Below are 23,703 nucleotides of genomic sequence, written 5' to 3'. Positions count from 1 at the left end.
GCCCATGCCCACGAGGATCCTCCCGGCCGTCGGCGACGCGGACTCGGTCCGTTCCCTCACCACCCTGCTCAGCCAGCTCCCGGACGCCGAACCGGTCGCCCCGGTCTCCGACTCCACCCAGCTCGTCGACACCCTCGCCCGGCTCGCCGCCGAGTCGGTCGACGAACTGCCCGAGGTCGTCGTCGTCCACGAACGCATCGGCCCCGTACCGGCGCTGGAGCTCGTCCGCGAGGTCGCCCTGCGCTTCCCCGCGGTCGGCGTCGTCCTCGTCACCACCGACGTGGGACCCGGTCTGTTCGCCGCCGCCATGGACGCCGGCGCCCGGGGCCTGGTCACCCTCCCGCTCAACTACGAGGACCTCGCGAACCGCGTCCAGGCCGTCGCCCAGTGGTCGGTCGGCGTACGACGCCACCTCGGCCACGGCGGCGACGTGTTCACCGGCGTCGGCGGCACCGTCGTCACCGTCAGCGGCGCCAAGGGAGGCGTGGGCGCGACCTTCGCCGCCGTCCAGCTCGCGCTCGCCGCACAGGCGTCCGGCCGCTCCACCGCCCTCGTCGACCTCGACCTCCAGTCCGGCGACATCGCCTCCTACCTCGACGTGCAGTTCCGCCGCTCCGTCGTCGACCTGGCCGCGATCACCGACATCTCGCCCCGCATCCTCGCCGAGGCCGTCTTCCGCCACGACAGCGGCGTGGCCCTCCTGCTCGCCCCCGGCGAGGGCGAACGCGGCGAGGAGGTCACCGACCGGGCCGCCCGCCAGATCATCGGCGCCCTGCGCTCGCGCTACGAGGTCGTCGTCGTCGACTGCGGCGCCCAGCTGAGCGGCGCGGGCGCGGCCGCCGTCGAACTCGCCGAGCGCGCCCTGCTCGTCACCACCCCCGACGTCGTCGCCGTACGCGCCGCCAAACGCACCGTGCGGATGTGGGACCGGCTCCAGATCCGCAAGGCCGAGGAGACGACCGTCGTCGTCAACCGCCACACCCGGAGCACGGAGATCCAGCCCGCGCTCATCAAGAAGATCACCGGCACGGCCGTCGCCACGACCACCGTGCCCGCGGCCTTCCGGGAACTCCAGGCCGCGGTCGACGCCGGACGGGTGCACGCCCTCGACGGCAGGAGCACCGTCCGCCAGGCCCTGTGGGCGCTCGCGGCGGAACTGGGTCTGGTGAAGGCGCCGGAGACCGCCCTGGTCCGCAGGGGCGGCGGACGGGGCCGCGGCGCGGAACGGGGCCCGGCCGGGTTCCGGCGGCGGAGGGAGTGAGGGCGATGCGCCAACGGCGGGCCCACGACCGGGGCCAGGTCACCATCGAGTTCCTCGGCATGACACCACTGATCATCGTGACCCTGGTGGTGGTGTGGCAGTTCGTCCTCGTGGGGTACACGTTCACGCTCGCGGGGAATGCTGCCGACGAGGCGGTGCGGGCCGGAACGGCGGCGCACCGAGGGGAGCGGCAGGCAGTGTGCGAACAGGCGGGGCTCGACAAGCTCGGGGACGCGTGGCGCTCCGGCGCCACGGTCAGCTGCTCGTCCTCGGGATACGTCACCGCGGACGTCGCGCTCGAGGTGCCCGTCCTGTTCCCCGGCACCGTGAACTTCCCGTTCACCGTGCGCGCCCACGCGGGCGCCGTCGAGGAAGAGGACGACTGAGATGCCGGGGCGCGGACCCGCCCACGGGGGCGTGAACGGCGGCCGGGAGGAGGAGAGCGGTCGCGGAACCGGCGGGGACCGGGGCCAGGTGGCCCTCGAATACCTCGGGTTCCTGCCGCTGCTGCTGCTGGTCGCGCTCGGCGCCGTCCAGCTCGGCCTGATCGCCTACGGCGCCCAGCAGGCCGGGACGGCGGCCCGCACCGGGGCCCGCAGCGCCTCCGTCGACGGGGACGTGCAGGGGGACTGCGCGCAGGCGGCCAGCGCCTGGCTGCACGCGAGCTGCGACCCGGCGTTCCTCGGCGACGAGGTGCGGGTCACCTCCACCGTCACCATCCCGTCCGTCATCCCCGGAGTCGGGGACTTCGAGGCGCACAAGACGGCCACGATGCCGGTCGACCACTGAGGGAAGGGCATCCGACATGAGCCTGCGGGCACGCATCACCTCCCCCGAGGAGAACGGCGGCCGGGGCGAGGACGGCCACCTCGTCTCCTCCTACCGGGCCAAGCTGCTGGAGGAGATCGACCTCGCCGAGATGAGTTCGCTGGCGGCGGCCGAGCGCCGGGCGAGGCTGGAACGGGTGCTGGGCCACATCATCAGCCGCGAGGGCCCCGTCCTGTCCACGGCGGAACGCGCGCAGCTGATCCGCAGGGTGGTCGACGAGGCACTGGGCCTGGGCATCCTCGAACCGCTCCTGGAGGACGCCTCCATCACCGAGATCATGGTGAACGGCCCCGACGCGATCTTCGTCGAGCGGGGCGGCCGGGTGGAACAGCTCCCCATCCGATTCGCGTCCAACGACCAGCTGATGCAGACGATCGAACGCATCGTGTCCACGGTCAACCGCCGGGTCGACGAGACCAACCCGATGGTCGACGCCCGCCTGCCCTCGGGCGAACGGGTCAACGTCATCATCCCGCCCCTGTCGCTGACCGGCCCCACCCTCACCATCCGCCGCTTCCCGCGCTCCTTCACCCTCCATGAGCTGATCGGCTTCGGCTCGCTGGACGAACAGATGCTGTACCTGCTGGCGGGGCTGGTGCAGGCCAAGTTCAACGTGATCGTCTCGGGCGCCACCGGCACCGGCAAGACGACGCTGCTCAACGCGCTCTCCGGCCTGATCCCCGACGGCGAACGCATCATCACCATCGAGGACTCGGCGGAACTCCAGCTCCAGCAGTCGCACGTCATCCGCCTGGAGTCCCGCCCCGCCAACGTCGAGGGCAACGGCCGCATCACCATCCGCGACCTGGTCCGCAACTCCCTGCGCATGCGCCCCGACCGGATCGTGGTCGGCGAGGTCCGCGGCGGCGAGTCGCTCGACATGCTCCAGGCGATGTCGACCGGCCACGACGGCTCCCTGGCCACGGTCCACGCCAACAGCGCGGAGGACGCCCTGATGCGGTTGCAGACCCTCGCCTCCATGTCGGACGTCGAGATCCCCTTCGTCGCGCTGCACGACCAGATCAACAGCGCGGTGGACGTCGTCGTGCAGCTCACCCGGTTCGCCGACGGCGCCCGCCGCATCACCGAGATCGCCCTCCTCGACAGCCACGGCTCGGAGCCGTACCGGCTGGCGACGATCGCCCGCTTCGACGCCCGGCCGATGACCGCCGACGGCCGCGTCCACGGCACCTTCCAGTACTTCCCCCTCCCACGCCGCACCGCCGACCGCCTGTACATGGCGAGCCAGCCGATCCCGCAGGCGTTCGGCGTGGCGCACGCGGCAAACGAACTGACGACAAGGGAAGCCCGGTAACGCAGATGGACCTCGACAGCCTGATCGCCCTCACCACCGGCGTGACCGTACTGACCTGCGCCCTGGCCGTCGTGGGCGTGCACGCGTACGGACAGGGGCGGGCCCGTCGGGCGGAGCTGGTGGAACGCCTCTCCGCCACCGGACAGCTGCCCGGCACCGGCCGCCGGCGCCGGTTCCGCACCCTGGACCGGCGGCTGCGCCGCACCGGGCCCGGGCGCAGGCTGGAGCGCAAGCTCGCGGCGACCGGACTCGACGTGACCCCGGGCGAGTTCTTCGTGTACATGCTGGCGGCGGTCGCCGGCCTGTGGCTGGCCGGCCAGGCCACGCTGGCCCCCTTCTTCGGCCCGCTCGCCGGCCTCCTGGGCGTCTGGGCGGCGTGGCAGTTCCTCAACTGGCAACGCCAGAAACGCATCGAGCGGTTCATCAACCAACTGCCCGAACTGGCCCGCATCCTGGCCAACGCCACCCACGCCGGCCTCGCGCTGCGCACCGCCATCGGCATGGCCGCGGAGGAGCTGGAGGCCCCGGCCGGCGAGGAACTCGGCAAGGTGGCCAACCAGCTGGCCGTCGGCCACTCCATGGAGGACGCCCTCGGCGAGCTCGCCGACCGCCTGCCCTCCCGCGAACTCGTCGTCCTGGTGACCACCCTGGTCCTCTCCAACCGCGCGGGCGGCCAGGTCGTCGGAGCCCTGCGCAACCTCACCGAGACGCTCGAGGAACGCAAGGAGACCCGGCGCGAGGTCCGCACGCAGCTCTCGCAGGTGAACATGACGTCGTACGCGGTGCCCGCCCTGGGGGTCGGGGCGTTGTTCCTCATGAACAGCGTCGAGGACGGCACGCTGGACCGGATGACGGGGTCGCCCGTCGGCCAGGCCTGCGTCATCATCGCGTTCGGCCTCTACGCCGTCGGGTTCGTCCTCATCCGCCGTATGTCCCGCATCGACGTCTGAGCAGGAGGTGGCGCACAGGATGGACATGCTGCTCGCACTCGCCGTGGGTCTCGGCGTCTGGGGGATGTTCGCCGGCATCCGCATGTACCGGGCCGACGTGAAGCTCCCCACCGACCTCGCGCTGGCGCTGGAGGTCGGCTCCACGCGCACCGGCGCCGTCGGCTCGCTCGTCGACCGCATGGGCATGCGGTACGCCCCCGCCGTCCTGCGCCTGATGGGCCCCCGCCAGGTCGCCCGCTACCGGCGCAGGATCGACCTCGCGGGCAACCCCGGCGGCCTGACCATCGACCGGTACGCGGCCCGGCGCGCGGTCTACGGCGCGATCGGCGCCCTCGGCGCGTTCGCCGCGCTCCTCCAGGGCAGCTTCTTCGTCGCGCTGCTCATGCTCGCCTTCGGTCTGTTCTGGTCCGAGGTCGGCATCTGGTCCGCGATCCGGGTCCGCAAGGACGCCATCGAACGGACCCTGCCGGACTTCCTCGACGTCCTCGCCGTGGTCGTGAGCGCGGGCCTCGGTTTCCGGCAGGCCCTCGACCGGGTGGCCTCCCGCTACGAGGGCCCCTGGGCGGACGAGATCCGTATCACGCTGCGTCAGATGGACCTCGGCGTGAGCCGCCGCGAGGCCTTCCAGGAGCTGCGCCGCCGCAACGACTCCGAGCAGGTCGCCATGTTCGTCACGGCGCTCCAGCAGGGCGAGGAGCTGGGGGCGCCGATCGTCGACACGCTCGTCTCGATCGCCAAGGACATGCGCCGCACGGACGCGCAGAACGCCCGCCGCAAGGCGGCCCGGGCGGTCCCCAAGGCCACATTGATGATCACGACGTTCATGGTCCCGGCGACGATGCTCCTCCTCGGCGCGGGAATGCTGCTCGGCTCCGGTACGGACTTCAGCTCGATCACGGGCGACTAGGCGGACGACATGACAGCCATGACGACGGCGAGAACCGGCACGAAGGCGGCTGCCGCCGGGCCTGCGACGGTGGCCGGTGTGACGGCGGCGACGGCCGCGGACGCGGAGGCCGGGACGACGGCGATGCCCGGAGCCGCGACGGCCGGTATGACGGTGGCCGGGGCCGGGGCCGGGGAGGAGGGCGGGGCGCCGGGGACGGAGGACGTCCGGCTCCAGGTCAACGCCCTCCAGGCGATGTGCCGGCAGGTCTTCGGGTTCCGTCTGGCGATGATCGCGGTCGCCACCCCCGCGGCGCTCCTCAACGCCGCCCCCGGCCTGGGTACCCGCCTGGTCGGCGCCGCCGTGGTCGTCACGTTCATGGGCTCGTACGTCCTCTTCCGCGACTGGGAACGCTTCGGCCCCCTGCTCCTGCGCCACCCCTCCCTCCTGGCCGTGGACACCCTGTTCGGCACCCTGCTGCTGATCTCCGCGGGCCCCGACACCACGCTCGCCTACGTCAGTGTCTGCACCCCGCTGCTGGCCGGCATCGTCTACGGCTGGCGGGGAGCCGCCGGTTTCGCGTCCCTCCAGTCGCTGATCCTGCTGCTGGTCCACGCGACCCTCGTACGGGAGTCCGGCGTGAGCCTCGCCGAGCGGCTGCTGCTGCCGGGGCTGTGCGTCATCACCGGCGCGATGGGCTCGTCCCTGCGTCAGCTCATGCTCCGGTTCGGCGCGGCCACCCACGCCCTGACCTCCGTCAAGGCCCGCCTGGCCGGCACCGAGGCGGCCGCCGCCGAACGGGCCCGCCTGGCCCGCGAGATGCACGACTCGGTGGCCAAGACCCTGCACGGGGTGGCCCTCGCCGCCGATGCCCTGGCCCACTCGGCCGGCACCCCGGGCACCGACCCGGTCCTCGTGCGGCAACACGCCGAACTCGTCGCCCGGGCCGCCCGCCGCGCCGCCGCCGAGTCCCGCGAACTCCTCACCGACCTGCGCCGCGAGCCCCACCCGGCGCAGGACGTCGACCTCCTGCCCGAACTTGCCGCGCACACCGGCCTGTTCGGGGACCGGACGGGCCTGCCCGTCAGCTACCACGCCTGCGCCGACCGCGAGACGCTCCCCGTGCCGCCCGCAGTGGCCCGCCAGCTCCTCACCATCACCTCGGAGGCCATGGAGAACGCCCACCGGCACGCGTGCCCCACCCGCGTGGAGGTCCGGGCGGCGGTGGACGGCGGCCTCCTCACCCTCAGCGTCCGCGACGACGGCCGGGGGATCCCGCCCGGCGCCACCCTCGAACAGCTGCGCCGCGACGGTCACTTCGGGCTCGTGGGCATGGCCGAACGGGCCGCCTCCGTCGGCGCCCGCATCCACATCGGCCAGGGCCACCACGCCCGGGGCACCGAGGTGCGCCTGGAACTGCCCCTGGCCGCGTTCACCGCGCAGGAGGTCGCCTGATGCCGGACCTGCCGTCCCCTCACCCCGCCGCCGGGCAGCCGCTCTTCCCGCCGTCGCCCCGGCCCGCTCCCGTGCGCGTGGTCGTCGCCGACGACAACCCGGTCGTCCGCGCGGGACTCACCGCCCTGCTGTCCGGACGCGAGGACATCACGGTCGTCGCGCAGGCGTCGGACGGCCGCGAGGCCTGCGAGACGGCCCTGCGGCACCGCCCCGACGTCGTCCTCCTGGACGTGCGCATGCCCGGCGTGGACGGACTCTCCGCCCTGCCCCACCTGACGGCGATCACCCGGGTCGTGATGCTGACGTACAGCCACGAGGCCGACATCGTCCGGGCCGCCCTGCGCGGTGGCGCCGGAGGCTACCTGGTCCACGGGGAGTTCACCGTGGAGGAACTGGTGTCGGCGGTGCGCGACGTCACCGTGGGCCGGGCCCACTTCACCCCGACCGCGGCCACAGCGGTACTGGAACATCTCCGAAGCGATGCGACTGCACATGTAGAAGCGGACCCAAAGCCCCTATTTCCCATGACTTCAGCGGAAGCGCTTTCGCAGTTGCAATCGCCCGTGAGACAGTCGTCACGGGTACTCAGGGCGGGGTTCCAACTCAGCGCGAGGGAGGCGGAGATCATGGACCTCATCGCGTCGGGCATGACCAACCAGCAGATCGCCGCCACCTGCTTCATCAGCGAGAAGACGGTCAAGAACCACATCAACCGCATCTTCGCCAAGCTCCACAGCAGCAGCCGCTCCGAGGCGGCGGCCAAATGGCTCGGCACGGCGGTGACCTCATGAGACCGCGACGGACACACCGCTGGGCCCGGAATTGGGCCCAGGGACCCTTCTCCCGGACGGACGCACGGCCGTACGGTGCCGGTCACGCCACCAACGGAGAGGAACGCCATGAGCGACCTGCTGCTGAAGACCGCCGTCGCGGCCAAGGTCCGGGTGAGCGGCTGGACGAACACGACGGCCCGGGCGGTACGCCGCCGCGCCGGCAACGACCGGGGCCAGACCGCCGTCGAGTACCTGGGCATCATCGCGGTGGTGGTGGCGATCGTCGTCCTCATCGCCAACACGAACCTCGGCCAGACCATCGTGGACAAGCTGACCACCCAGATCGGCAAGGTGGCTCCCTGACCCGATCTCGCGGCTACGGCGACGCCGGGCAGGTCTTCCCCATCTACATCATGGTGGTGGCGGGCCTGCTCTTCTTGGCGTTCGCGTACTTCGCGGTCGGTCAGGCAGCGGTGAACCGCAACGGAGCGCAGACCGCGGCTGACGCAGCCGCTCTGGCGGCAGCGCAGGAGACCAGGGACGAACTCGGCGACTTGTGGAAGTCCGCCGTCCTCGACCCGACACGATGGCAGCAGATCTTCGACGGCGATGTCGGGCTGAAGCCGTCCTGCTGGCGCGCCCAGGAGCTTGCGGCCCAGAACGACGCCAGTGTGGACACATGCCACGACGGCATCCGGACGACGGTCAAGGTGCAGGCGAACAAGTCGGCAGGGGACTCCGTACTTCCCATCACGAGCACGACGAGGGCACACGCCCTCGCCACTGCCGTGATCGAGTCGCTGTGCACGTTCGAACCGCCGGGCCAGCCGGCTCCGGCCGACCTGCTACCGACGCTCACCTGCAAGGACGGGGACGGTGAGAGGGACTGGGAGCTGGACCCGGACGATCTCGCCGATCTCCCCGGACCCGAAGACCTCTTCGGCGTTCACCTGACCACTGACTGACGTGCGATCGACGAGTGCTGAAAGAAGCGGAGTGATGAGCATGCGGTTCACTGCGAAGGCCCGTAGGGGGATGGTCGCGCTCGCGGTGGTGACCGGGCTGGCAGTCGGCTCGGGCGCCTGCGGCGGCGGAGGCGGCGATGACAAGAAGCCCCAGTCCTCGGCGTCGTCCTCCACCAAGCCCGATGAATCGCAGCAGAACACGCAGGAAGGCCAGTCCGATGAGCCCTTGGCCGAGTTGAAGGGGCCGAGCGGGCTACTGCTCCAGATCACCTCTGCCGTCCGCGACTCCGGTGGCTTCGTCACCGTCGACGGATCACTGAAGAACGACAGCGGCACTCTTGTGACGATTCCTTCGGCACTGAGCGGCAACGAGACCGAGATCATGAACAACGGCCGGTCACTCGGCGGAGCCACTCTCGTCGACTCCAAGAGCAAGAAGCGCTACTACGTCCTGCGGGACACCGAAGGCCGGCCCCTCACGACCACCGGCTTCTCGACGCTCAAGGCCGGCGACTCCATCGACGTCTTCCTCCAGTTCCCCGCGCCCCCCGCGAGCTCCACCGACGTCTCCTTCCAACTCCCGCTGTTCCCCAGCGGGGTCATCAAGATCTCCGGGTGAGGCCGACCATGACCCCACGTCTCACTCTGGTGGTGGCCGCGGCCGCCCTCGTGGTCGGCGGCCTGGCTCCCGCCGCCGCGGCCGACACCACGCCCAGCGTCCCGCCCGGCACCGAACCCACCGCGACCGCGCCCGTGGAGGTCGACCCGAACGACCCCGACCTCAAGCTTCCCGAGGGCGGCACCCTCGCCGAGCCGAAGGTGCTCGACATCAAGCAGGTCGTCGAGGACGAGTCGGGTGACGAGCGGCGGGAGGACACCAACGCCGACGTGACGTTCGCGCTCCAGGCCGAGGTCCTCTTCGGCAAGGACAGCGCGCGGCTCGGCGCGGAGGCGAAGGCCCGCATCGGCGCGATCGCCCAGGAGATCAAGAAGCAGAACACCACCGTGGTCCGGGTCTTCGGGTTCACGGACAACCTGGGCTCCTCCGCGCACGGCGACGTCCTGTCGAAGCAGCGGGCCGACGCCGTCCAGGCGGAACTGGCCGGTGACCTGAACAATCCGGGCATCACCTTCGAGGTGCGCGGCTACGGCGAGCAGTACCCCATCTCCGACAACTCCACCGAGGCCGGCCGCAAGAAGAACCGCCGGGTGGAGGTCACGTTCCCGCGCACGGCGGGCTGAGCCGCACCTCGACCCGCACCCCCGCCCGCAGACCCCATGTCTCCATGGCCCCGGCCGCCGCCTCCAGCACATGACGGGAGCGCAGCCGGGGCAGCCCGAGTCGCCCCGGCGGCATGGTGCGTACGGCGATGACGCGCAGGCGGCGGTCGAGATACGCGACGTCGATCGGCATGCGCATCCGGAAGGTGTGCACGCTGCCGGCGGGCGTCAGCAGCATCGCCCCGTCCACCGAGTCCCGCCCCAGCAGGCCCCGGGTACGGGCCCGGTAGGACGCCGCGATCTCCACCGGGACCCGGCGGCCGCCGCCCTCCGCGTCCACCACCAGTTCCCCCCGCCCGTCCCGCCAGCGCGCCATCCCCGTCTCCCCTCGGCCGTGTGGCTACCCTCTGGATCCTTCGCACCGTAGCGAGCCGGCACACGAGGAGGGGACCCCCGTATGAGGAAGATCGTCCTGATGATGTCGGTGTCCCTCGACGGGTACATCGAGGGGCCGGACCGGGACATCTCCTGGCACCAGGTCGACGAGGAACTCCACCAGCACTTCAACGACGCGGTCCGCGGGCTGGGCGCCCTGCTCAGCGGCCGGACCACCTACGAGCTGATGGCCGGCTTCTGGCCGACCGCGGACGCGGATCCCGACGTCCCGCCCACGATGGCCGAGTTCGCCGCCATCTGGCGGGAGATCCCGAAGATCGTGTACTCGCGGACGCTGGAGCACGCCGACTGGAACACCACCGTCGTCCACGAGGTCGTCCCCGAGGAGGTCGCGCGGCTCAAGGCGGAGCCGGGCGGCGACCTGGGGCTCAGCGGCGCCGACCTCGTCGCCTCGTTCCTGCGGCACGGCCTCGTCGACGAGTTCCGCATCTACGTCCACCCGGTCCTCGTCGGCGGCGGCACACCCCTGTTCCCGCACACCGGCCGGAAGCCCCCGGCCACCCTCCGCCTGGCCGGCACCCACACCTTCGGCAACGGGGTCGTGCTGCTGCGCTACGCGTGACGGTCCGCCGGAAAACCGGCGGCGGCGCGGCGGCCCCCTCTGCCACCATCCCCGTATGGACGACAAGGACCGGGGCACCGGGCACGGCGGCGGGCACCCGGCCCCGGCCTTCGAGGCGCTGCTCGCCGAGGGCGCCGCCGTCCCCACCGAGGGCTGGGACTTCTCCTGGTTCGAAGGGCGGGCCACCGAGGAGCGGCCCTCCTGGGGATACGCGATGTCGCTGGCCGGACGGCTGGCCGGCGCGCGGGCGGCGCTCGACGTGCAGACCGGCGGGGGCGAGGTCCTGGACTTCGCCCTCGGCCGGGCGGCGCCGAAGGCCCCCGTGCTCACCGTCGCCACCGAGGGCTGGCCGGCGAACGTGGCCAAGGCCACGGCCCTGCTGCGCCCGCGCGGCATCGCTGTCGTCGCGTCCCCGGAGGAAGGTCCGCTGCCCTTCGCGGACCGCGCCTTCGACCTGGTCACCAGCAGGCATCCGGTGCAGCCCCTGTGGGAGGAGATCGCCCGGGTGCTGCGGCCCGGCGGGACCTACTTCGCCCAGCACGTGGGCCCGCGCAGCGTCTTCGAACTCGTCGAGTACTTCCTCGGTCCGCAGCCGCGGGAGGTGAGCGGCGCCCGGCACCCCGAGCGGGAGCGGGCCGCGGCGGAGGCGGCGGGACTGGAGGTCGTGGGCCTGCGCGCGGAGCGGCTCCGCGTCGAGTTCCACGACATCGCCGCGGTGGTCCACTTCCTGCGCAAGGTGGTGTGGATGGTCCCGGGCTTCACCGTGGAGGCCTGCCGGCCCCGGCTGCGCGCCCTGCACGAACGGATCGAGAGCGGCGGGCCCTTCGTCGCCCACAGCACCCGCCACCTCGTCGAGGCCCGCCGTCCGTGACCGGCCGGGCGTCCCGGCGGCCGTGCCGCGGCGTCCGGTTCCGTGAATTGGCCGGGAACCACCCCTCTTCACCGGACCCGGGCGCGAGGCCGCGGACGCCGCCGGGCGGGGGCCGCGCGGGGACCGGCGCGTCAAGCGGACGTGCGCGACCGGTAGCCCGTCGGAGGGACGGACGGACAAGTGACCCCCGAGTGCTGAAGCCGCGCCAAAACCTCAGCTTCCTCCGGCAATCGGGTTCATTCTCCTGAGATTCCGCTGTGTTCCGGCCATGAACACTCAGGAACCATGCCTTCCGTGACCACCGTGGCGTCGCCGGACGACTTCGGAGAGTAGTTGTGGCGCGCCGATGCACGCAGCATCACTTACGAAGGGTTATGGTGGAAACCCCCCCTCGGGCCGGTCCGTCTCCCCCCCACGGACCGGCCCGTTTTTCTGCCCGGGACCCCCGCGGGGGTAGGCTGCGCCCCGCGGGGACCGCACCGTACGGAGGGGCTGACAATCACGTGAACCTGCGCGACAAGCTGCGCGGCCTTCTGGTCAGGCTGTACGCACGCCGGGTGGAAGGTCACCTGGACCACGCTCAGGTGCCGAAGCACATCGGCGTCATCATGGACGGCAACCGACGCTGGGCGAAGGCCTCGGGGTCCACCACCGAGCACGGCCACCGCGCGGGCGCGGAGAAGATCGAGGAGTTCCTCGGCTGGTGCACCGAGACGGACGTCGAGGTCGTCACCCTCTGGCTGCTGTCGACGGACAACCTCGACCGTCCCGACGACGAACTCGTCCCGCTCCTCAACATCATCGAGAACGTCGTGCGCACCCTCGCCGCCGACGGCCGCTGGCGGGTGCACCACGTCGGCACCCCCGACATCCTCCCCTCGCACGTGCAGACCGCGCTGAAGGTCGCCGAGGAGTCCACCTCGCACGTCGACGGGATACTGGTCAACGTCGCCATCGGCTACGGCGGCCGCCAGGAGATCGCCGACGCGGTCCGCTCGATGATCGTGGACGCGGCGGACAGGGGCACCTCCATGGAGGACCTCGCCGACTCCGTGAGCGTCGACCTGATCGGCCGCCACCTCTACACCGGCGCCCAGCCCGACCCCGACCTGGTGATCCGCACCAGCGGAGAGCAGCGCTTGTCCGGTTTCATGCTGTGGCAGACGGCCCATGCGGAGTACTACTTCTGCGAGGTCTTCTGGCCGGCCTTCCGCAAGGTGGACTTCCTGCGCGCCCTGCGTGACTACGCGGCCCGCCACCGTCGTTACGGCGGCTGAGACGCCGGCTCGCGGACGCCCCTCGCGGGCGTCCCGTATACCCCGTGAGGGGCGGAAGTAACGCGGAGTTCACCGGCGCGCCGTCATATGCCGTGGCATGGCGGCGCGTTTTCGAGGGCATAAGCCAAGCAGGTCGACATCCGAACCACGGGTGTCGGATCTCAGCGGACGGCACGGGGCCGTCCGCCCGGGAGGCCCTTTGCACCAGCCCGACCGTGCGGTCACGGCACGGAAGAAGCAGCGGGGGGCCGGTCCTCGGCCCGTGCGAAGCGGCCGCGAACCGGTCCAGCTCCACTCCGTCGCTCCCCGACCTCATCCGAGGGGGTACGTCCTTCCGTGGTGACCAGCACAAAGCGCCGTATGCCAGACCGGCGCACCTATGTTCTCGACACCAGCGTCCTGCTGGCCGACCCGAACGCCCTGACCCGCTTCGACGAGCACGAGGTCGTGCTCCCCATCGTCGTGGTCACGGAGCTGGAGGCCAAGCGGCACCATCCCGAGCTCGGCTACTTCGCCCGGCAGGCCCTGCGCCTGCTGGACGACTACCGGGTGAAGTTCGGTCGCCTCGACGCCCCCATCCCGATCGGGGAACTCGGCGGCACCGTCCGTGTCGAGCTCAACCACTCGGACCCCGGCGTGCTGCCCTCGGGCTACCGCCTGGGGGACAACGACTCCCGCATCCTCGCGGTCGCCCGCAACCTTCAGGCCGAGGGGTTCGACGTCACGGTCGTGTCGAAGGACCTCCCGCTCAGGATCAAGGCGTCCTCGGTCGGTCTCCTCGCCGAGGAGTACCGCGCCGAACTCGCCATCACGGGCTCCTCCGGCTGGACCGGAATGTCCGAACTGACCCTGTCCGGCGAGCAGGTGGACATCCTCTTCGAGGAGGGGCGCATCCACGCGCCCGAGGTCGCCGACCTTCCCGTGCACACCGGTCTGACCATCCAGTCGGAGCGGGGCAAGGCGCTGGGCCGGGTCACCGCGGACGGCAGCGTCCGTCTGGTGCGCGGCGACCGGGAGGCCTTCGGCATCAAGGGCCGCAGCGCCGAGCAGCGCATCGCGCTCGACCTGCTGCTCGACCCGGACGTCGGGATCCTGTCGATGGGCGGCCGGGCCGGCACCGGCAAGTCGGCGCTCGCGCTCTGCGCCGGTCTGGAGGCGGTCCTGGAGCGCCGCCAGCACCAGAAGGTGATGGTCTTCCGGCCGCTGTACGCGGTGGGCGGCCAGGAACTGGGCTATCTGCCCGGTTCCGAGGCCGACAAGATGGGCCCCTGGGCCCAGGCCGTCTTCGACACGCTGTCCGCGGTCACCAGCCGCGAGGTCATCGAGGAGGTCACCGCGCGCGGGATGCTGGAGGTCCTGCCCCTGACCCACATCCGGGGTCGTTCCCTGCACGACGCCTTCGTGATCGTCGACGAGGCGCAGTCCCTGGAGCGGAATGTACTTCTCACCGTTCTGTCCAGGATCGGTGCGAATTCCCGGGTGGTTCTGACCCACGATGTCGCGCAGAGGGACAATCTCCGGGTGGGCCGTTACGACGGTGTGGTCGCCGTCGTCGAGAAACTGAAGGGGCATCCGCTCTTCGCGCACGTCACCCTGAACCGGTCCGAGAGGTCCCAGATCGCGGCGCTTGTGACCGAAATGCTGGAGGATGGACAGATCTGATTGAACCGCACCGATTGAGTGAGCTCAGGCGGTAGTTGGCGCCGTCCGGCAAAGGCAGTGAGCCTAGCCGGGCGGCGCCTTCGTGTGTGAGGATTTCGCGAAATCCCCAGGGTCATGTGAGGTGTGAGCTTTCACACGCAACTCGGAATTGCCTTGCACAGTCGGGTTACGGCAAAGTCTCAGTCCTGTCAGGCCCCGCATGCGACACATCTGTGCCCCCAGCAGTCCGGCACCGCTTGAGCATCACCCTCAACTCCATACCGACCGTCGTATGCCGCCCGTGCTTCATGTGGCGCCTCCTTCACGGGAGTTGCCCACCGGGCCCGTGTCTCCTGTGACCCCGCAGTTCGGAGACCAGCGTCAAGGGCACGATTGCGTCCGCCAGGGTCACCGAAGCGGGCGACGCTGGAAGGAAAACCGTGTGAGCCGGATCTCGGTCCGGGGATTCGCAGTGGCCTCGGCCACGGCGGTCACCGCTGTCGGAAGCGTCGTCGGCGTTGCCTCGGGCAGTGTCGCGCAGCCCAACGACGCAGAAGCGACGGCAAGCGACGCGACGCTCCTCGCCGACATCCCTGCCGGCCAGCAGGCCCAGGTGCAGACGGCGTCCCTCGCGCAGCAGGCCAACGTACAGGCCATCGCCGCGGACGAGGGCGCGAAGAAGGACGCCGAGGCAGCGGCCCGCAAGGCCGCCGCCAAGTCGGCGATCGCGAAGAAGGAGGCCGCCGAGCAGGCTGCCAAGGACCGCGCGGAGGCGAAGGCCAAGGCCAGCCGCAGCGCGGGCGACTTCCCGATCCAGAGCTCCTACTCCGTCGCGCAGATCCAGGCGATGGCGGCGCAGATGGTGCCCAGCGGCCAGTTCCAGTGCTTCAGCAACATCGTGGACCACGAGTCCAGCTGGAACTACCACGCCGTGAACGCCTCCTCCGGCGCCTACGGACTCTTCCAGGCCCTGCCCGCCGGCAAGTACGCGTCGGCCGGCTCCGACTGGCAGACCAACCCGGCCACCCAGATCAAGTGGGGCCTGAACTACATGGACAGCCGGTACGGCAGCCCGTGTGAGGCCTGGTCGTTCTGGCAGGCCAACCACTGGTACTGAGCCCGCGCGGCCCTGGTCGTTCCGCTTCCCACCCGACGGCACAACAGAAGGAGTCCGCGTGAGCCGGATATCGGCCCGGGGATTCGCCGTGGCCTCTGCCACCGCGGTCACCACCGTGGGCGCTGTCATGGGAGTCGCCCAGGGCAGCGTCGCCCAGCCCAACGACGACGCCGAGGCGACGGCCGGCGAGTCGACCCTCCTCGCCGACTTACCGGCAGGGCAGCAGGCCCGGGTGCAGACGGCCTCGCTGACGCACCAGGCGGACGTCCAGGCCATCGCCGCGGACACCACCGCCAGGAAGTCGGCCGAGGAGTCCGCCCGTAAGCAGGCCGCCAAGGACGCGGTGTCCAAGCAGAAGGCCGCCGTAGCCAAGGCGGAGGCGAAGGCGAAGGCCGAGCAGGAGGCCAAGGACAAGGCGGCCGCCGAGACCAAGTCCGCCACCGCGGACACCCCGACGGCCTCGGCGGGCAGCTTCCCGCAGCAGGCGTCCTACAGCGTGTCCGAGGTGCAGGCCATCGCCCGCCAGATGGTGCCCAGCGGCCAGTTCCAGTGCTTCAGCAACATCGTGGACCACGAGTCCACCTGGAACTACCAGGCGGTCAACCCCTCGTCGGGCGCCTACGGCCTCGTCCAGGCCTACCCCGGCTCGAAGATGTCGTCCGCGGGCGCCGACTGGCGGACCAACCCGGCCACCCAGATCAAGTGGGGCCTGAACTACATGAACGAGCGGTACGGCAGCCCCTGCGACGCCTGGGACTTCTGGCTGGCCAACGGCTCCTACTGAGCCGGAGCCGCCGGAACCGCTCAACCCCGCGCAGCCCCTCCCCGTCATTGGGGGAGGGGCTTTCGCCCTGTACGGTCGGTACGGCCGGGACCGACGACTCCAGGGGGAGTGGTGGGGGAAGACGGGGGAAGAGGTCCGATCATGTCGCGAGTTCCAGGGTGGCTCGGCCGGCTCGGTGCCGGTCTGAGCGAGATGGGTGAGCGGCTCGACGAGCGGCGTGCCGAGGTCGAGCGCGAAGGGCGCGAGAGCGCGCCCGAGCCGGAACCGGCTGCGCCGGACGCCACCGTGCCGTCCTCCGTCGAGCCGGAACACGAGGAGGACCCGCCCCTCGTGTCCCGCCCCGACCCGGCGCAGGCCGTGCCGTGGGGGGTCAGGGTCGCCGCGGAGGCGGGCTGGCGGCTCCTGGTGCTCGCCGGGACCGTCTGGGTGCTGATGAAGGTCATCAGCGCCGTCCAGCTGGTCGTCATGGCTTTCGTGGTCGCCCTGCTGCTCACCGCGCTCCTGGAGCCCACCGTGGCCCGGCTGAAGCGGGCCGGCGTCCCCGGGGGAGCGGCCACCGCGCTGACGGCGATCCTCGGGTTCGTCGTCATCGGCCTGATGGGCTGGTTCGTGACCTGGCAGGTCATGGCGAACATCGACAACCTCTCCGACCAGGTCCAGGACGGCATCGACGACCTGCGCCGCTGGCTGCTCAACAGTCCCTTCCACGTCACCGACAAGCAGATCAACGGCATCGCCAAGAACCTGCGCGACGCCATCGGCAACAACACGGACTCGATCACCTCGGCGGGCCTGGAGGGCGTCACCGTCGTGGTCGAGGGGCTGACCGGCATCCTCCTGGCGTTCTTCTCCACCATCTTCCTGCTCTACGACGGCAAGCGGATCTGGCAGTGGACGCTCAAGCTCGTCCCGGCCGCCGCCCGGCCGGGCGTGGCCGGAGCGGGTCCGCGGGCCTGGGCGACGCTGACCGCGTACGTGCGCGGCACGGTGATCGTCGCGCTGATCGACGCGATCTTCATCGGGCTCGGCATCTACTTCCTCGATGTGCCGATGGCCGTCCCGCTCGCCGTCTTCATCTTCCTGTTCTCCTTCATCCCGCTCGTCGGCGCGGTCGCCTCCGGCGCCCTGGCGGTCGTGGTCGCGCTCGTCACCCAGGGCGTGTTCACCGCCGTGATGACCCTCGCGGTCGTGCTCGCCGTGCAGCAGATCGAGGGCCACATCCTCCAGCCGTTCATCCTCGGCCGCGCGGTGCGCGTCCACCCGCTCGCGGTGGTGCTCACGGTCGCCGCGGGCGGCATGGTGGCGGGCATCGGCGGCGCGGTCGTGGCGGTGCCCCTGGTGGCCGTGTCGAACACCGTGGTCGGTTACCTGCACAGCTACTCCCGCGAACAGGCACTGCGCCACGCGCCCCGCCCGAGGGGCGCGACCGCGATGGACGTGGCGCCGGTCGCGGCGACCGCGGGCGCTCCCGCCCCCGGAGCGAAGACCCTTTCGGCGCCCGCTCCCGAGAACCCGCCCGCGTCCTCGCCGCCGGGCCCGGGGGAGCCCGGGGACACGCCTCGCTGAGGGAACGACCGACGCCTTCCGATCGGTCAAATCAGCACTGAACAAAGCGAATTGAGTCCGACGGAGGAACAACTTCCGTCAGCTCGGGGCAGGTCGGAAATCCCTCCCGGGACCGCGCGCCCCGGCTGATACACCTTCCCTCCTCAGCGCTACGCGTCAGGCGTATGTGCGAGAGGCCCAAGGGGAGTGATGTCGGGCTACGAGCTGCTGGCACGCGACCTCGCCGCGTGCGGCCGCGACGGCTTCACCGGGGAAGTGCGCGTCCTCGGTTCGCCCGGCGGCGTCTTCCACCTGAACGGCGGACTGGTCGTCGCGGTCGAGTCACCGGGCGCCCCCGCCCCCGAGGCGCTGCTGCTGCGCTCCGGCCGGATCGGCGGCGAGGAGTGGGCCGGGCTGGTTCGCGAGTCGGGCGGCGTGCGCTGGCCTGCGGCGGGGCTGATCTCCCACGGCTACGCGGGGGCCGCCCAGCTCCGGGTGGTCTGCGCGATGGCCCTCCAGGACGCCGCGTTCGCGGTCGTCGCGGGCAGCGTCGACGGCTGCGAACGCGGTCCGGCGGCCGGTCCGGCCCCCGCCCCGGTCGCCGTGGGCGAACCGCCCACCCGGCTGCTCCAGGCGGCCTCGCGCAAGCTCCGCGCCCTGCTGGAGCTGCCGTACCCGGTGCGCCCGGACCGGGAGCGGCCCGTACCGGCCTCCCTGTCCTACGCGGCGTCCCGGCTCGGCGTGCTGCAACGAGAGATCCTCGCCCACGCCGACGGCCGCCGTACCTCCCGCGACCTCGCCTTCCGTACGGGCCGCGGGGTCTACACCGTCACCGTCGAAGTGGCCCGGATGCTGGGCGAGGGGCTGCTGGAGTGCGGGGACGAGCCCCGGCCGATCCCCGTCCGGCTGCCCCCCGACGGACACGGCGTCCGCCCCCGTGAGCCGGCCCCGCCCCCGCCGCCGCAGCAGCCGGTGCCGGAGGCCACGGCCCTGCCCCGCCGCCTTCCCGGCGCGAGCGGGATCAACGAGGCGCTCACCCCGGAACGCAACGGCACCGGCTGGAAGGAGTTCTTCCGCCTGCGGAATCCGACGACGAAATAGCGCGGGAACGCCCCCGCGAGAACCGGCGTCGGCAGCCCCACGAGAACCCGCGGAGAAGTCCGCGGAAACCCCACAGGAAACAGACGGTCACATGCCATCGGAAACAGGGGAGTCGCCTTTATGGACCACTCAGCCCTCGCGCGGGAGATGCGCGGCCTGCGCGAGCAGGTGGCGGGTATCACCGACACCGCGCTGGCGGCGGCGGACGGACTGCTCATAGCCGCCGACACCGCCGACACCATCGACCCCGAGGGCCTCGCCGCCCTCGCCGCGGCCGGGCTCGGCCTCGCCCGCCGCACCGCCGAGGCGACCGCCCGCGGCGCACTGCACCGCACGGTGGCCTACGGCAGCCACGGCTGCGCCGCGTTCTACGCGGTCGGCGAGAACGCGCTGATGGTCGTGCTCGGCGACGAGGGCATGGACGTGGAGCGCCTGCACACGGCGAGCCAGCCCGCCCTGCGCCGCATCGACCTGATCCTCACCGGCAGAACCGACCGGGCCGACCGGATCGGCTGGAGCGAGACGACCGTGAAGACCGCCGAAGGAGTCTGAAGGGATGGCGACGAAGCGTATGACCCCCGGTTTCTCCGATCAGGTGATGGGCCTGGTCAAGTCACTGCGTACGGATGCCCCCGACTGCGTCGCCTCCGGCGTCGTCGACATGTCCACGGGCATGCTGCTGTCCTACGAGACCGTCGACAACCATCCGCCCGAGGTCCTGGACCTGCTGGCGGGCGCGACGCTCGACCTGTTCCAGGGCCGCACGGTCGTGATGATCGAGGACGTCTTCAAGGAGCGGCGCGGGGTCCAGAGCGACAACCACTTCTTCCAGGAGATCCTCGTCAACAGCGAGAACCTCACCCACCTGTTCGTGCGGATGACGGAGCAGCAGGACGTGGTCGCGGTGGTCGTCTGCCGCAAGTCCGTCAACGTCGGGATGCTGTTCGCGCAGGTGCGAAGGGTGGTGCGGGAGTACCAGCTGTGAAAAGCGAACGGTCCCTTCCCGCGCGGGAAGGGACCGTTCGTCCGTCGGGTGCCCGGCCCCGGGGGCCGGGCACGCGCTACTCCGTGCGCAGCCCGTCCGGCCGCAGCAGCCGCATCAGCGGCGGCAGGCTCAGCGCCGTCACCAGGACGACGACCGCCGCGCCGCAGCCCGCCATGCCCAGCACGCTCGCCCAGTCCACGCTCACCGGGGTGTCGGTCATCTTCAGCAGGACGATGCCGAGCGTCAGACCGACCGTCGTGGCGAGCAGCAGGCCCAGCGCGATCGGGATCGCCGTCTGCCACAGCACCGACAGGCCCAGCGTGCGCCGCCGGGTGCCGAAGGCGACCAGGGACGACAGCAGCTTCTTGCGCTCGCGCAACTGCTCCAGCTGGGAGACCAGCAGGCTCGCCCCGATCAGCAGCAGCACACAGGCGGAGCCGACGAACAGCCCGTTGCGGATGGAGGTGAACTTGGTGTCCTGCCGGGTGGACGCCCAGTCCATCGGGCTGGCCAGCGGGTCCAGCGCGAACGCGGTGTTGCGGGCGTACTCGTAGGCGTCGGGAACGGATTCGTCGATCGAGAGGTAGACCTCGCCCCGGACCGACTTCGCGGCCTGCGCGGGCAGCGCGCCCCTCGTCATCAGGAAGCCGCCGCGCTCGTAGTCGACCAGGCCCTTGACCGACTTGGCCGGCACGATGCCCGCGGGGACGGTCCACACGGTGTCCCGGGTGTCCTCGGAGGAGGCGTTCTCGAGGTACAGCTTCTTGCCGGGCCTGTTCAGCTTCGGGCCGTCGGCCGAGTACTCGTCGCCGTCGAGGACGAACATGTCGCCGTCCTTGCACGAGGGCAGGTCCGCCACCTCGCGCAGGGCCGGGCAGTCGCCCACGGTCAGCTCGGTGATGGTGTCCGGACCGTTCTCGCCGTTCCAGGAGGAGTCGCCGAGATAGCCCTCCCACAGGGCCGTCACCTTGCGGACGGCCTCGGTGCCGGCGAACTTGCGGGCGGTGTCGTCCAGCGGGACGCCGTCCGGCACCCGGACCTGCATCTGCGCGCGGGTGACGTCCTGCCCGGTGGGCTTGCTGTAGTCGCCGTCCACGCCCGCGAAGAGCATCTGGAGCGCGATCGCCCCGGCCACCGCCACCGCGATGCCGTTGACCATCCGGGCCGCCGTGCCGCTGCTCAGCTGGAGTCGCCGTACGGCCAGCTGCCAGGCGACACCGCCCCGGCCGAGGCGGGCGACGACCGTCTCCACGAGCCAGGGCAGCAGCGCGGTGATGCCCACCAGCAGCAGCAGGACGCCACCGGTCACCAGGTACTCGTTGAAGTCCCCGTTCTCGCGGCCCTGTCCGATCATCGGGAAGAGCAGCGCCAGGCCGGCCACCGGCATCAGCAGCCGCCACCACAGCCGCCGCCGCGCGGGCTTGGCCGCGCGCACCACGCCGAGGGGTTCGATCACCACACCGCGCAGCGCGAAGAGGGTGACCAGGACGGCGGCCGTCGGCACCGCCAGCGTGACCAGGGCGGCCAGCAGGGGGGAGGGGTTGAGGTCGCCGGGCCACACGCTCATGCCCATCACCTCGACCGTGCCCGCCGCCTCGCGGCCGATCACGAAGAACACCGAGCCGAGGACGAGTCCCAGCAGCGAGCCGGCCATGGCCTCGCCCGCCGCGATGCGCCGGGTCATCCGGCCGTCGGAGCCGATCAGCCGCAGCGCCGCGAGCCTGCGGTCGCGCCGCTCGCCGCCGAACCGCACGGCGGCGGCGATGAACACGGCCACCGGCATCAGCAGGACGACGATGACGACGAGGACCAGCAGGACCAGCACGGGGTCGGTCCGCTCGGGGGTCGGGTTCGGGTTCCCGAACGTCCTGAGCCGGGTCGCTCCGCCGCCGTCGACGTGCGAGCCGAGCCCGGTCGCGCCCGCGTAGTAGGCGAGCTCCTGGGAGCCGACCAGCCCGGTCCGCCCGATGGTCCCGACGATCCGGTACGGCACCCGCTGCCGCAGCAGCTGCGATCCGTCGGCGTCGAGCAGCTCCTTCAGCGCGGGCGAGACCACCATGTCGCCCGCGGCCGGGAACCGGCTCACGCCGGGCGGCAGCGGGGCGCCCGCCCCCTCCGGCTCCACCAGCCGCCCGCGGACGTCCTTGTCCCGGAACTCCGTGTCGGCCTGCGCGATCAGCAGGGTGTCGTCGGCCCTGGCGGGCTGTGATTCGCCGAACGCCCAGTCCAGTCGCGCCTGTTCGCGGTCGTGGCGGGCCGCGAGCACGTTCGGCACCGCCGTCGTCAGCAGCAGCACCGCCACGCCGAGTCCGACGCCCACGGCCGTCAGCACGGCCCGGATCCAGCCCTCCCGGCCGCCGCTGAAGGCGAACCGGACCCCCAGGCCCAGATCCCTGGCGAGCCCCCACTTCCGGTTTCCCCCGTGCGGGAGCCGCCCCCCGGGCTCGCTCATATCGCGCGCTCCATGTCGCGCGACTTGCCGTCCCGGACGACGATCTCGCGGTCGGAGTAGGCGGCCACCCGTGCCTCGTGCGTGACGAGGACGACGGCGGTGTTGGCCGACCGGGCCGCCTCGGTGAGCAGCTCCATCACGCGTTCGCCGTTGAGCGAGTCCAGCGCGCCCGTCGGCTCGTCGGCGAAGACCACGCGCGGGCCGGTGACGAGGGAGCGCGCGACGGCCACCCGCTGCCCCTGCCCGCCGGACACCTCGCCGGGCCGCTTCCTGCCGAGGTCGTCGACCTCCAGCCGCTCCATCCAGCCCAGGGCGGTGCGCTCGGCCTGCTTGCGCGGGGTGCCGTTCAGCCGCAGCGGCAGGGCCACGTTCTCCACACAGGTCAGTTCCGGCACGAGCTGCCCGAACTGGAACACGAAGCCGAACTCGGAGCGCCGCAGCTGACTGCGCTGCGCGTCGTTCATCGTGGCGAGTTCGCGCCCGTCGTAGCGGATCGAACCCGAGTCGGGCGTCACTATCCCGGCGAGGCAGTGCAGCAGCGTCGACTTGCCGGACCCGGACGGGCCCATCACGGCGACCACCTCACCTGGATGGATGGAGAACTCGGCGCCGGCCAGCGCCGCCGTCGGCCCGTACGCCTTGTGCAGGTTCTCGGCGACGAGCAGGGATCCCCCGGGGGCGTTCACGCGATCACCGCGTCCTTCAGTCTGTCGAGGCGCGCGGCCGCGAGTTCCAGCCAGCGCAGGTCGGCCTCGAGATGGAACAGGGCGTGGTCACAGATCAACTGGTCGGCGAAGTCGCCGCCCCGCTTGCGGTCGGTGAGGATGCGCATGCTGCGCAGGTGCTCGGACCGCTGGGTGTCGAGGATGTCGGCCGCGTCGCGGTGGGTCAGGAGCGCGAGGACGACCTTCGTGTACAGCGTCGACTGGAGGTACGGCTCGGGCTTCTCGGGCGTGGCGAGCCACTGTTCGACGTCGGTGATGCCGGCGTCGGTGATCGCGTACCGCTTGCGCTCGGGGCCGCCGCCGGTCTCGACGCCGTCGACCTCGACGAGGCCGTGCTTCAGCAGGCGCGACATCGTCGAGTAGACCTGGCCGTAGTGCAGCGGCCGGTCGTGACCGAACTTCTCGTCGAAGGCCCGCTTGAGGTCGTAACCGTGACGGGGCCCGGACTCCAGGAGTCCCAGAAGGGTGTGACCGATGGACATGAGGAGGACTGTACATGCGGTGTATACCCGGCGTGTATACGCCGCGTGCGC

General features: G+C 71.5%; 26 protein-coding genes. 22 read left to right on the top strand and 4 right to left on the bottom strand.

The annotated features are described in order from the left end of the window. The first annotated feature begins 4 nt into the window (after positions 1-4). The 12 genes from Saso_RS36185 to Saso_RS36130 all read left to right on the top strand — a co-directional run bounded on the left by Saso_RS36185 (position 5) and on the right by Saso_RS36130 (position 9,675). Positions 5-1,261, top strand: a complete 1,257-nt coding sequence (locus Saso_RS36185; RefSeq protein WP_189920227.1) for an AAA family ATPase — start codon at positions 5-7, stop codon at positions 1,259-1,261. Positions 1,262-1,266: 5 nt separating this feature from the next. Further along, positions 1,267-1,647 carry a TadE/TadG family type IV pilus assembly protein gene (locus Saso_RS36180; protein ID WP_189920225.1) on the top strand — a complete coding sequence of 127 codons (381 nt, stop codon included), beginning with the start codon at positions 1,267-1,269 and terminating at the stop codon, positions 1,645-1,647. 1 nt (position 1,648) lies between these two features. Then, entirely contained in the window at positions 1,649-2,050 is a 402-nt protein-coding gene (locus tag Saso_RS36175) for a TadE/TadG family type IV pilus assembly protein (RefSeq protein ID WP_189920223.1), read from the top strand. Positions 2,051-2,066: 16 nt separating this feature from the next. Beyond that, positions 2,067-3,404: a CpaF family protein gene (locus Saso_RS36170; RefSeq protein WP_189920221.1), complete on the top strand. Its 1,338-nt coding sequence runs from the start codon at positions 2,067-2,069 to the stop codon at positions 3,402-3,404. A gap of 5 nt (positions 3,405-3,409) precedes the next feature. Further along, complete coding sequence (locus Saso_RS36165; protein ID WP_189920219.1) at positions 3,410-4,354, top strand: type II secretion system F family protein; 945 nt, start codon at positions 3,410-3,412, stop codon at positions 4,352-4,354. A 19-nt stretch (positions 4,355-4,373) separates the two neighbouring features. Further along, complete coding sequence (locus tag Saso_RS36160) at positions 4,374-5,261, top strand: DUF5936 domain-containing protein (RefSeq protein ID WP_189920217.1); 888 nt, start codon at positions 4,374-4,376, stop codon at positions 5,259-5,261. Positions 5,262-5,270: 9 nt separating this feature from the next. Then, on the top strand, positions 5,271-6,695 hold the full coding sequence (locus tag Saso_RS36155) for a sensor histidine kinase (protein WP_372442537.1): 1,425 nt from the start codon (positions 5,271-5,273) through the stop codon (positions 6,693-6,695). Further along, on the top strand, positions 6,695-7,486 hold the full coding sequence (locus tag Saso_RS36150; protein ID WP_189920215.1) for a response regulator: 792 nt from the start codon (positions 6,695-6,697) through the stop codon (positions 7,484-7,486). The genes Saso_RS36155 and Saso_RS36150 overlap by 1 nt, the downstream gene beginning before the upstream one ends. A gap of 108 nt (positions 7,487-7,594) precedes the next feature. Further along, on the top strand, positions 7,595-7,831 hold the full coding sequence (locus Saso_RS36145; RefSeq protein ID WP_189920214.1) for a Flp family type IVb pilin: 237 nt from the start codon (positions 7,595-7,597) through the stop codon (positions 7,829-7,831). 50 nt (positions 7,832-7,881) lie between these two features. Next, the gene (locus tag Saso_RS36140; protein WP_229901177.1) at positions 7,882-8,433 is read left to right on the top strand and encodes a pilus assembly protein TadG-related protein; all 552 of its coding nucleotides are present in this window, start codon (positions 7,882-7,884) and stop codon (positions 8,431-8,433) included. A 34-nt stretch (positions 8,434-8,467) separates the two neighbouring features. Beyond that, positions 8,468-9,052 (top strand): hypothetical protein, encoded by a 585-nt coding sequence (locus tag Saso_RS36135; protein WP_189920212.1) that lies wholly within the window; start codon positions 8,468-8,470, stop codon positions 9,050-9,052. Positions 9,053-9,060: 8 nt separating this feature from the next. Beyond that, positions 9,061-9,675, top strand: coding sequence for an OmpA family protein (locus Saso_RS36130; protein ID WP_189920210.1), 615 nt, complete (start codon positions 9,061-9,063; stop codon positions 9,673-9,675). Here Saso_RS36130 and Saso_RS36125 read toward each other — a convergent pair. Beyond that, positions 9,650-10,030 carry a DUF192 domain-containing protein gene (locus tag Saso_RS36125; RefSeq protein ID WP_189920208.1) on the bottom strand — a complete coding sequence of 127 codons (381 nt, stop codon included), beginning with the start codon at positions 10,028-10,030 and terminating at the stop codon, positions 9,650-9,652. The genes Saso_RS36130 and Saso_RS36125 overlap by 26 nt on opposite strands. Before the next feature lie 81 nt (positions 10,031-10,111). Between Saso_RS36125 and Saso_RS36120 the strand changes: the two genes are divergently transcribed. The 10 genes from Saso_RS36120 to Saso_RS36075 all read left to right on the top strand — a co-directional run bounded on the left by Saso_RS36120 (position 10,112) and on the right by Saso_RS36075 (position 19,993). After that, on the top strand, positions 10,112-10,672 hold the full coding sequence (locus tag Saso_RS36120) for a dihydrofolate reductase family protein (RefSeq protein ID WP_189920206.1): 561 nt from the start codon (positions 10,112-10,114) through the stop codon (positions 10,670-10,672). A 55-nt stretch (positions 10,673-10,727) separates the two neighbouring features. Next, positions 10,728-11,543: a class I SAM-dependent methyltransferase gene (locus Saso_RS36115; protein WP_189920204.1), complete on the top strand. Its 816-nt coding sequence runs from the start codon at positions 10,728-10,730 to the stop codon at positions 11,541-11,543. Between the two features lie 503 nt (positions 11,544-12,046). Beyond that, positions 12,047-12,820, top strand: a complete 774-nt coding sequence (locus Saso_RS36110) for an isoprenyl transferase (RefSeq protein ID WP_189920202.1) — start codon at positions 12,047-12,049, stop codon at positions 12,818-12,820. A 336-nt stretch (positions 12,821-13,156) separates the two neighbouring features. Next, positions 13,157-14,482: a PhoH family protein gene (locus tag Saso_RS36105; RefSeq protein ID WP_189920200.1), complete on the top strand. Its 1,326-nt coding sequence runs from the start codon at positions 13,157-13,159 to the stop codon at positions 14,480-14,482. Positions 14,483-14,903: 421 nt separating this feature from the next. Further along, positions 14,904-15,578: an aggregation-promoting factor C-terminal-like domain-containing protein gene (locus Saso_RS36100; RefSeq protein WP_189920198.1), complete on the top strand. Its 675-nt coding sequence runs from the start codon at positions 14,904-14,906 to the stop codon at positions 15,576-15,578. A 58-nt stretch (positions 15,579-15,636) separates the two neighbouring features. Beyond that, a complete protein-coding gene (locus Saso_RS36095) occupies positions 15,637-16,362 on the top strand; it encodes an aggregation-promoting factor C-terminal-like domain-containing protein (RefSeq protein ID WP_189920196.1) in 726 nt (241 codons plus the stop codon). A gap of 141 nt (positions 16,363-16,503) precedes the next feature. After that, on the top strand, positions 16,504-17,928 hold the full coding sequence (locus Saso_RS36090) for an AI-2E family transporter (protein WP_189920195.1): 1,425 nt from the start codon (positions 16,504-16,506) through the stop codon (positions 17,926-17,928). 189 nt (positions 17,929-18,117) lie between these two features. Next, positions 18,118-19,008 carry a MarR family transcriptional regulator gene (locus Saso_RS36085; protein ID WP_189920193.1) on the top strand — a complete coding sequence of 297 codons (891 nt, stop codon included), beginning with the start codon at positions 18,118-18,120 and terminating at the stop codon, positions 19,006-19,008. A gap of 120 nt (positions 19,009-19,128) precedes the next feature. Further along, positions 19,129-19,560 (top strand): roadblock/LC7 domain-containing protein, encoded by a 432-nt coding sequence (locus Saso_RS36080; RefSeq protein WP_189920191.1) that lies wholly within the window; start codon positions 19,129-19,131, stop codon positions 19,558-19,560. A 4-nt stretch (positions 19,561-19,564) separates the two neighbouring features. Next, entirely contained in the window at positions 19,565-19,993 is a 429-nt protein-coding gene (locus Saso_RS36075; RefSeq protein WP_054242616.1) for a hypothetical protein, read from the top strand. A 76-nt stretch (positions 19,994-20,069) separates the two neighbouring features. Here Saso_RS36075 and Saso_RS36070 read toward each other — a convergent pair whose 3' ends face one another. The 3 genes from Saso_RS36070 to Saso_RS36060 are packed head-to-tail and all read right to left on the bottom strand — an operon-like array spanning position 20,070 to position 23,652. After that, on the bottom strand, positions 20,070-22,445 hold the full coding sequence (locus tag Saso_RS36070) for an ABC transporter permease (RefSeq protein ID WP_189920189.1): 2,376 nt from the start codon (positions 22,443-22,445) through the stop codon (positions 20,070-20,072). Further along, positions 22,442-23,131: an ABC transporter ATP-binding protein gene (locus Saso_RS36065; RefSeq protein ID WP_189920187.1), complete on the bottom strand. Its 690-nt coding sequence runs from the start codon at positions 23,129-23,131 to the stop codon at positions 22,442-22,444. Before Saso_RS36065 ends, Saso_RS36070 begins: the two co-directional genes overlap by 4 nt. Next, on the bottom strand, positions 23,128-23,652 hold the full coding sequence (locus tag Saso_RS36060; protein WP_189920185.1) for a PadR family transcriptional regulator: 525 nt from the start codon (positions 23,650-23,652) through the stop codon (positions 23,128-23,130). Before Saso_RS36060 ends, Saso_RS36065 begins: the two co-directional genes overlap by 4 nt. Positions 23,653-23,703: the final 51 nt, after the last annotated feature.

It is taken from the genome of Streptomyces asoensis (genome assembly GCF_016860545.1).
Lineage (GTDB): Bacteria > Actinomycetota > Actinomycetes > Streptomycetales > Streptomycetaceae > Streptomyces > Streptomyces asoensis.
The sequence above is the reverse complement of the archived record's forward strand: the minus strand, read 5'-3'. Positions and strand labels throughout refer to the sequence as shown.

What these genes read in the sequence shown, in the direction of transcription:
- Saso_RS36185 (WP_189920227.1), top strand. Translation starts at nt 5, where the DNA reads ATGCCCACGAGGATCCTCCCGGCCGTCGGCGACGCGGACTCGGTCCGT.
- Saso_RS36175 (WP_189920223.1), top strand. Translation starts at nt 1,649, where the DNA reads ATGCCGGGGCGCGGACCCGCCCACGGGGGCGTGAACGGCGGCCGGGAG.
- Saso_RS36155 (WP_372442537.1), top strand. Translation starts at nt 5,271, where the DNA reads ATGACAGCCATGACGACGGCGAGAACCGGCACGAAGGCGGCTGCCGCC.
- Saso_RS36060 (WP_189920185.1), bottom strand. Translation starts at nt 23,652, where the DNA reads ATGTCCATCGGTCACACCCTTCTGGGACTCCTGGAGTCCGGGCCCCGT.
- Saso_RS36145 (WP_189920214.1), top strand. Translation starts at nt 7,595, where the DNA reads ATGAGCGACCTGCTGCTGAAGACCGCCGTCGCGGCCAAGGTCCGGGTG.
- Saso_RS36075 (WP_054242616.1), top strand. Translation starts at nt 19,565, where the DNA reads ATGGCGACGAAGCGTATGACCCCCGGTTTCTCCGATCAGGTGATGGGC.
- Saso_RS36125 (WP_189920208.1), bottom strand. Translation starts at nt 10,030, where the DNA reads ATGGCGCGCTGGCGGGACGGGCGGGGGGAACTGGTGGTGGACGCGGAG.
- Saso_RS36150 (WP_189920215.1), top strand. Translation starts at nt 6,695, where the DNA reads ATGCCGGACCTGCCGTCCCCTCACCCCGCCGCCGGGCAGCCGCTCTTC.
- Saso_RS36115 (WP_189920204.1), top strand. Translation starts at nt 10,728, where the DNA reads ATGGACGACAAGGACCGGGGCACCGGGCACGGCGGCGGGCACCCGGCC.
- Saso_RS36090 (WP_189920195.1), top strand. Translation starts at nt 16,504, where the DNA reads ATGTCGCGAGTTCCAGGGTGGCTCGGCCGGCTCGGTGCCGGTCTGAGC.
- Saso_RS36160 (WP_189920217.1), top strand. Translation starts at nt 4,374, where the DNA reads ATGGACATGCTGCTCGCACTCGCCGTGGGTCTCGGCGTCTGGGGGATG.
- Saso_RS36135 (WP_189920212.1), top strand. Translation starts at nt 8,468, where the DNA reads ATGAGCATGCGGTTCACTGCGAAGGCCCGTAGGGGGATGGTCGCGCTC.
- Saso_RS36085 (WP_189920193.1), top strand. Translation starts at nt 18,118, where the DNA reads ATGTCGGGCTACGAGCTGCTGGCACGCGACCTCGCCGCGTGCGGCCGC.
- Saso_RS36165 (WP_189920219.1), top strand. Translation starts at nt 3,410, where the DNA reads ATGGACCTCGACAGCCTGATCGCCCTCACCACCGGCGTGACCGTACTG.
- Saso_RS36130 (WP_189920210.1), top strand. Translation starts at nt 9,061, where the DNA reads ATGACCCCACGTCTCACTCTGGTGGTGGCCGCGGCCGCCCTCGTGGTC.
- Saso_RS36120 (WP_189920206.1), top strand. Translation starts at nt 10,112, where the DNA reads ATGAGGAAGATCGTCCTGATGATGTCGGTGTCCCTCGACGGGTACATC.
- Saso_RS36070 (WP_189920189.1), bottom strand. Translation starts at nt 22,445, where the DNA reads ATGAGCGAGCCCGGGGGGCGGCTCCCGCACGGGGGAAACCGGAAGTGG.
- Saso_RS36140 (WP_229901177.1), top strand. Translation starts at nt 7,882, where the DNA reads ATGGTGGTGGCGGGCCTGCTCTTCTTGGCGTTCGCGTACTTCGCGGTC.
- Saso_RS36080 (WP_189920191.1), top strand. Translation starts at nt 19,129, where the DNA reads ATGGACCACTCAGCCCTCGCGCGGGAGATGCGCGGCCTGCGCGAGCAG.
- Saso_RS36170 (WP_189920221.1), top strand. Translation starts at nt 2,067, where the DNA reads ATGAGCCTGCGGGCACGCATCACCTCCCCCGAGGAGAACGGCGGCCGG.
- Saso_RS36180 (WP_189920225.1), top strand. Translation starts at nt 1,267, where the DNA reads ATGCGCCAACGGCGGGCCCACGACCGGGGCCAGGTCACCATCGAGTTC.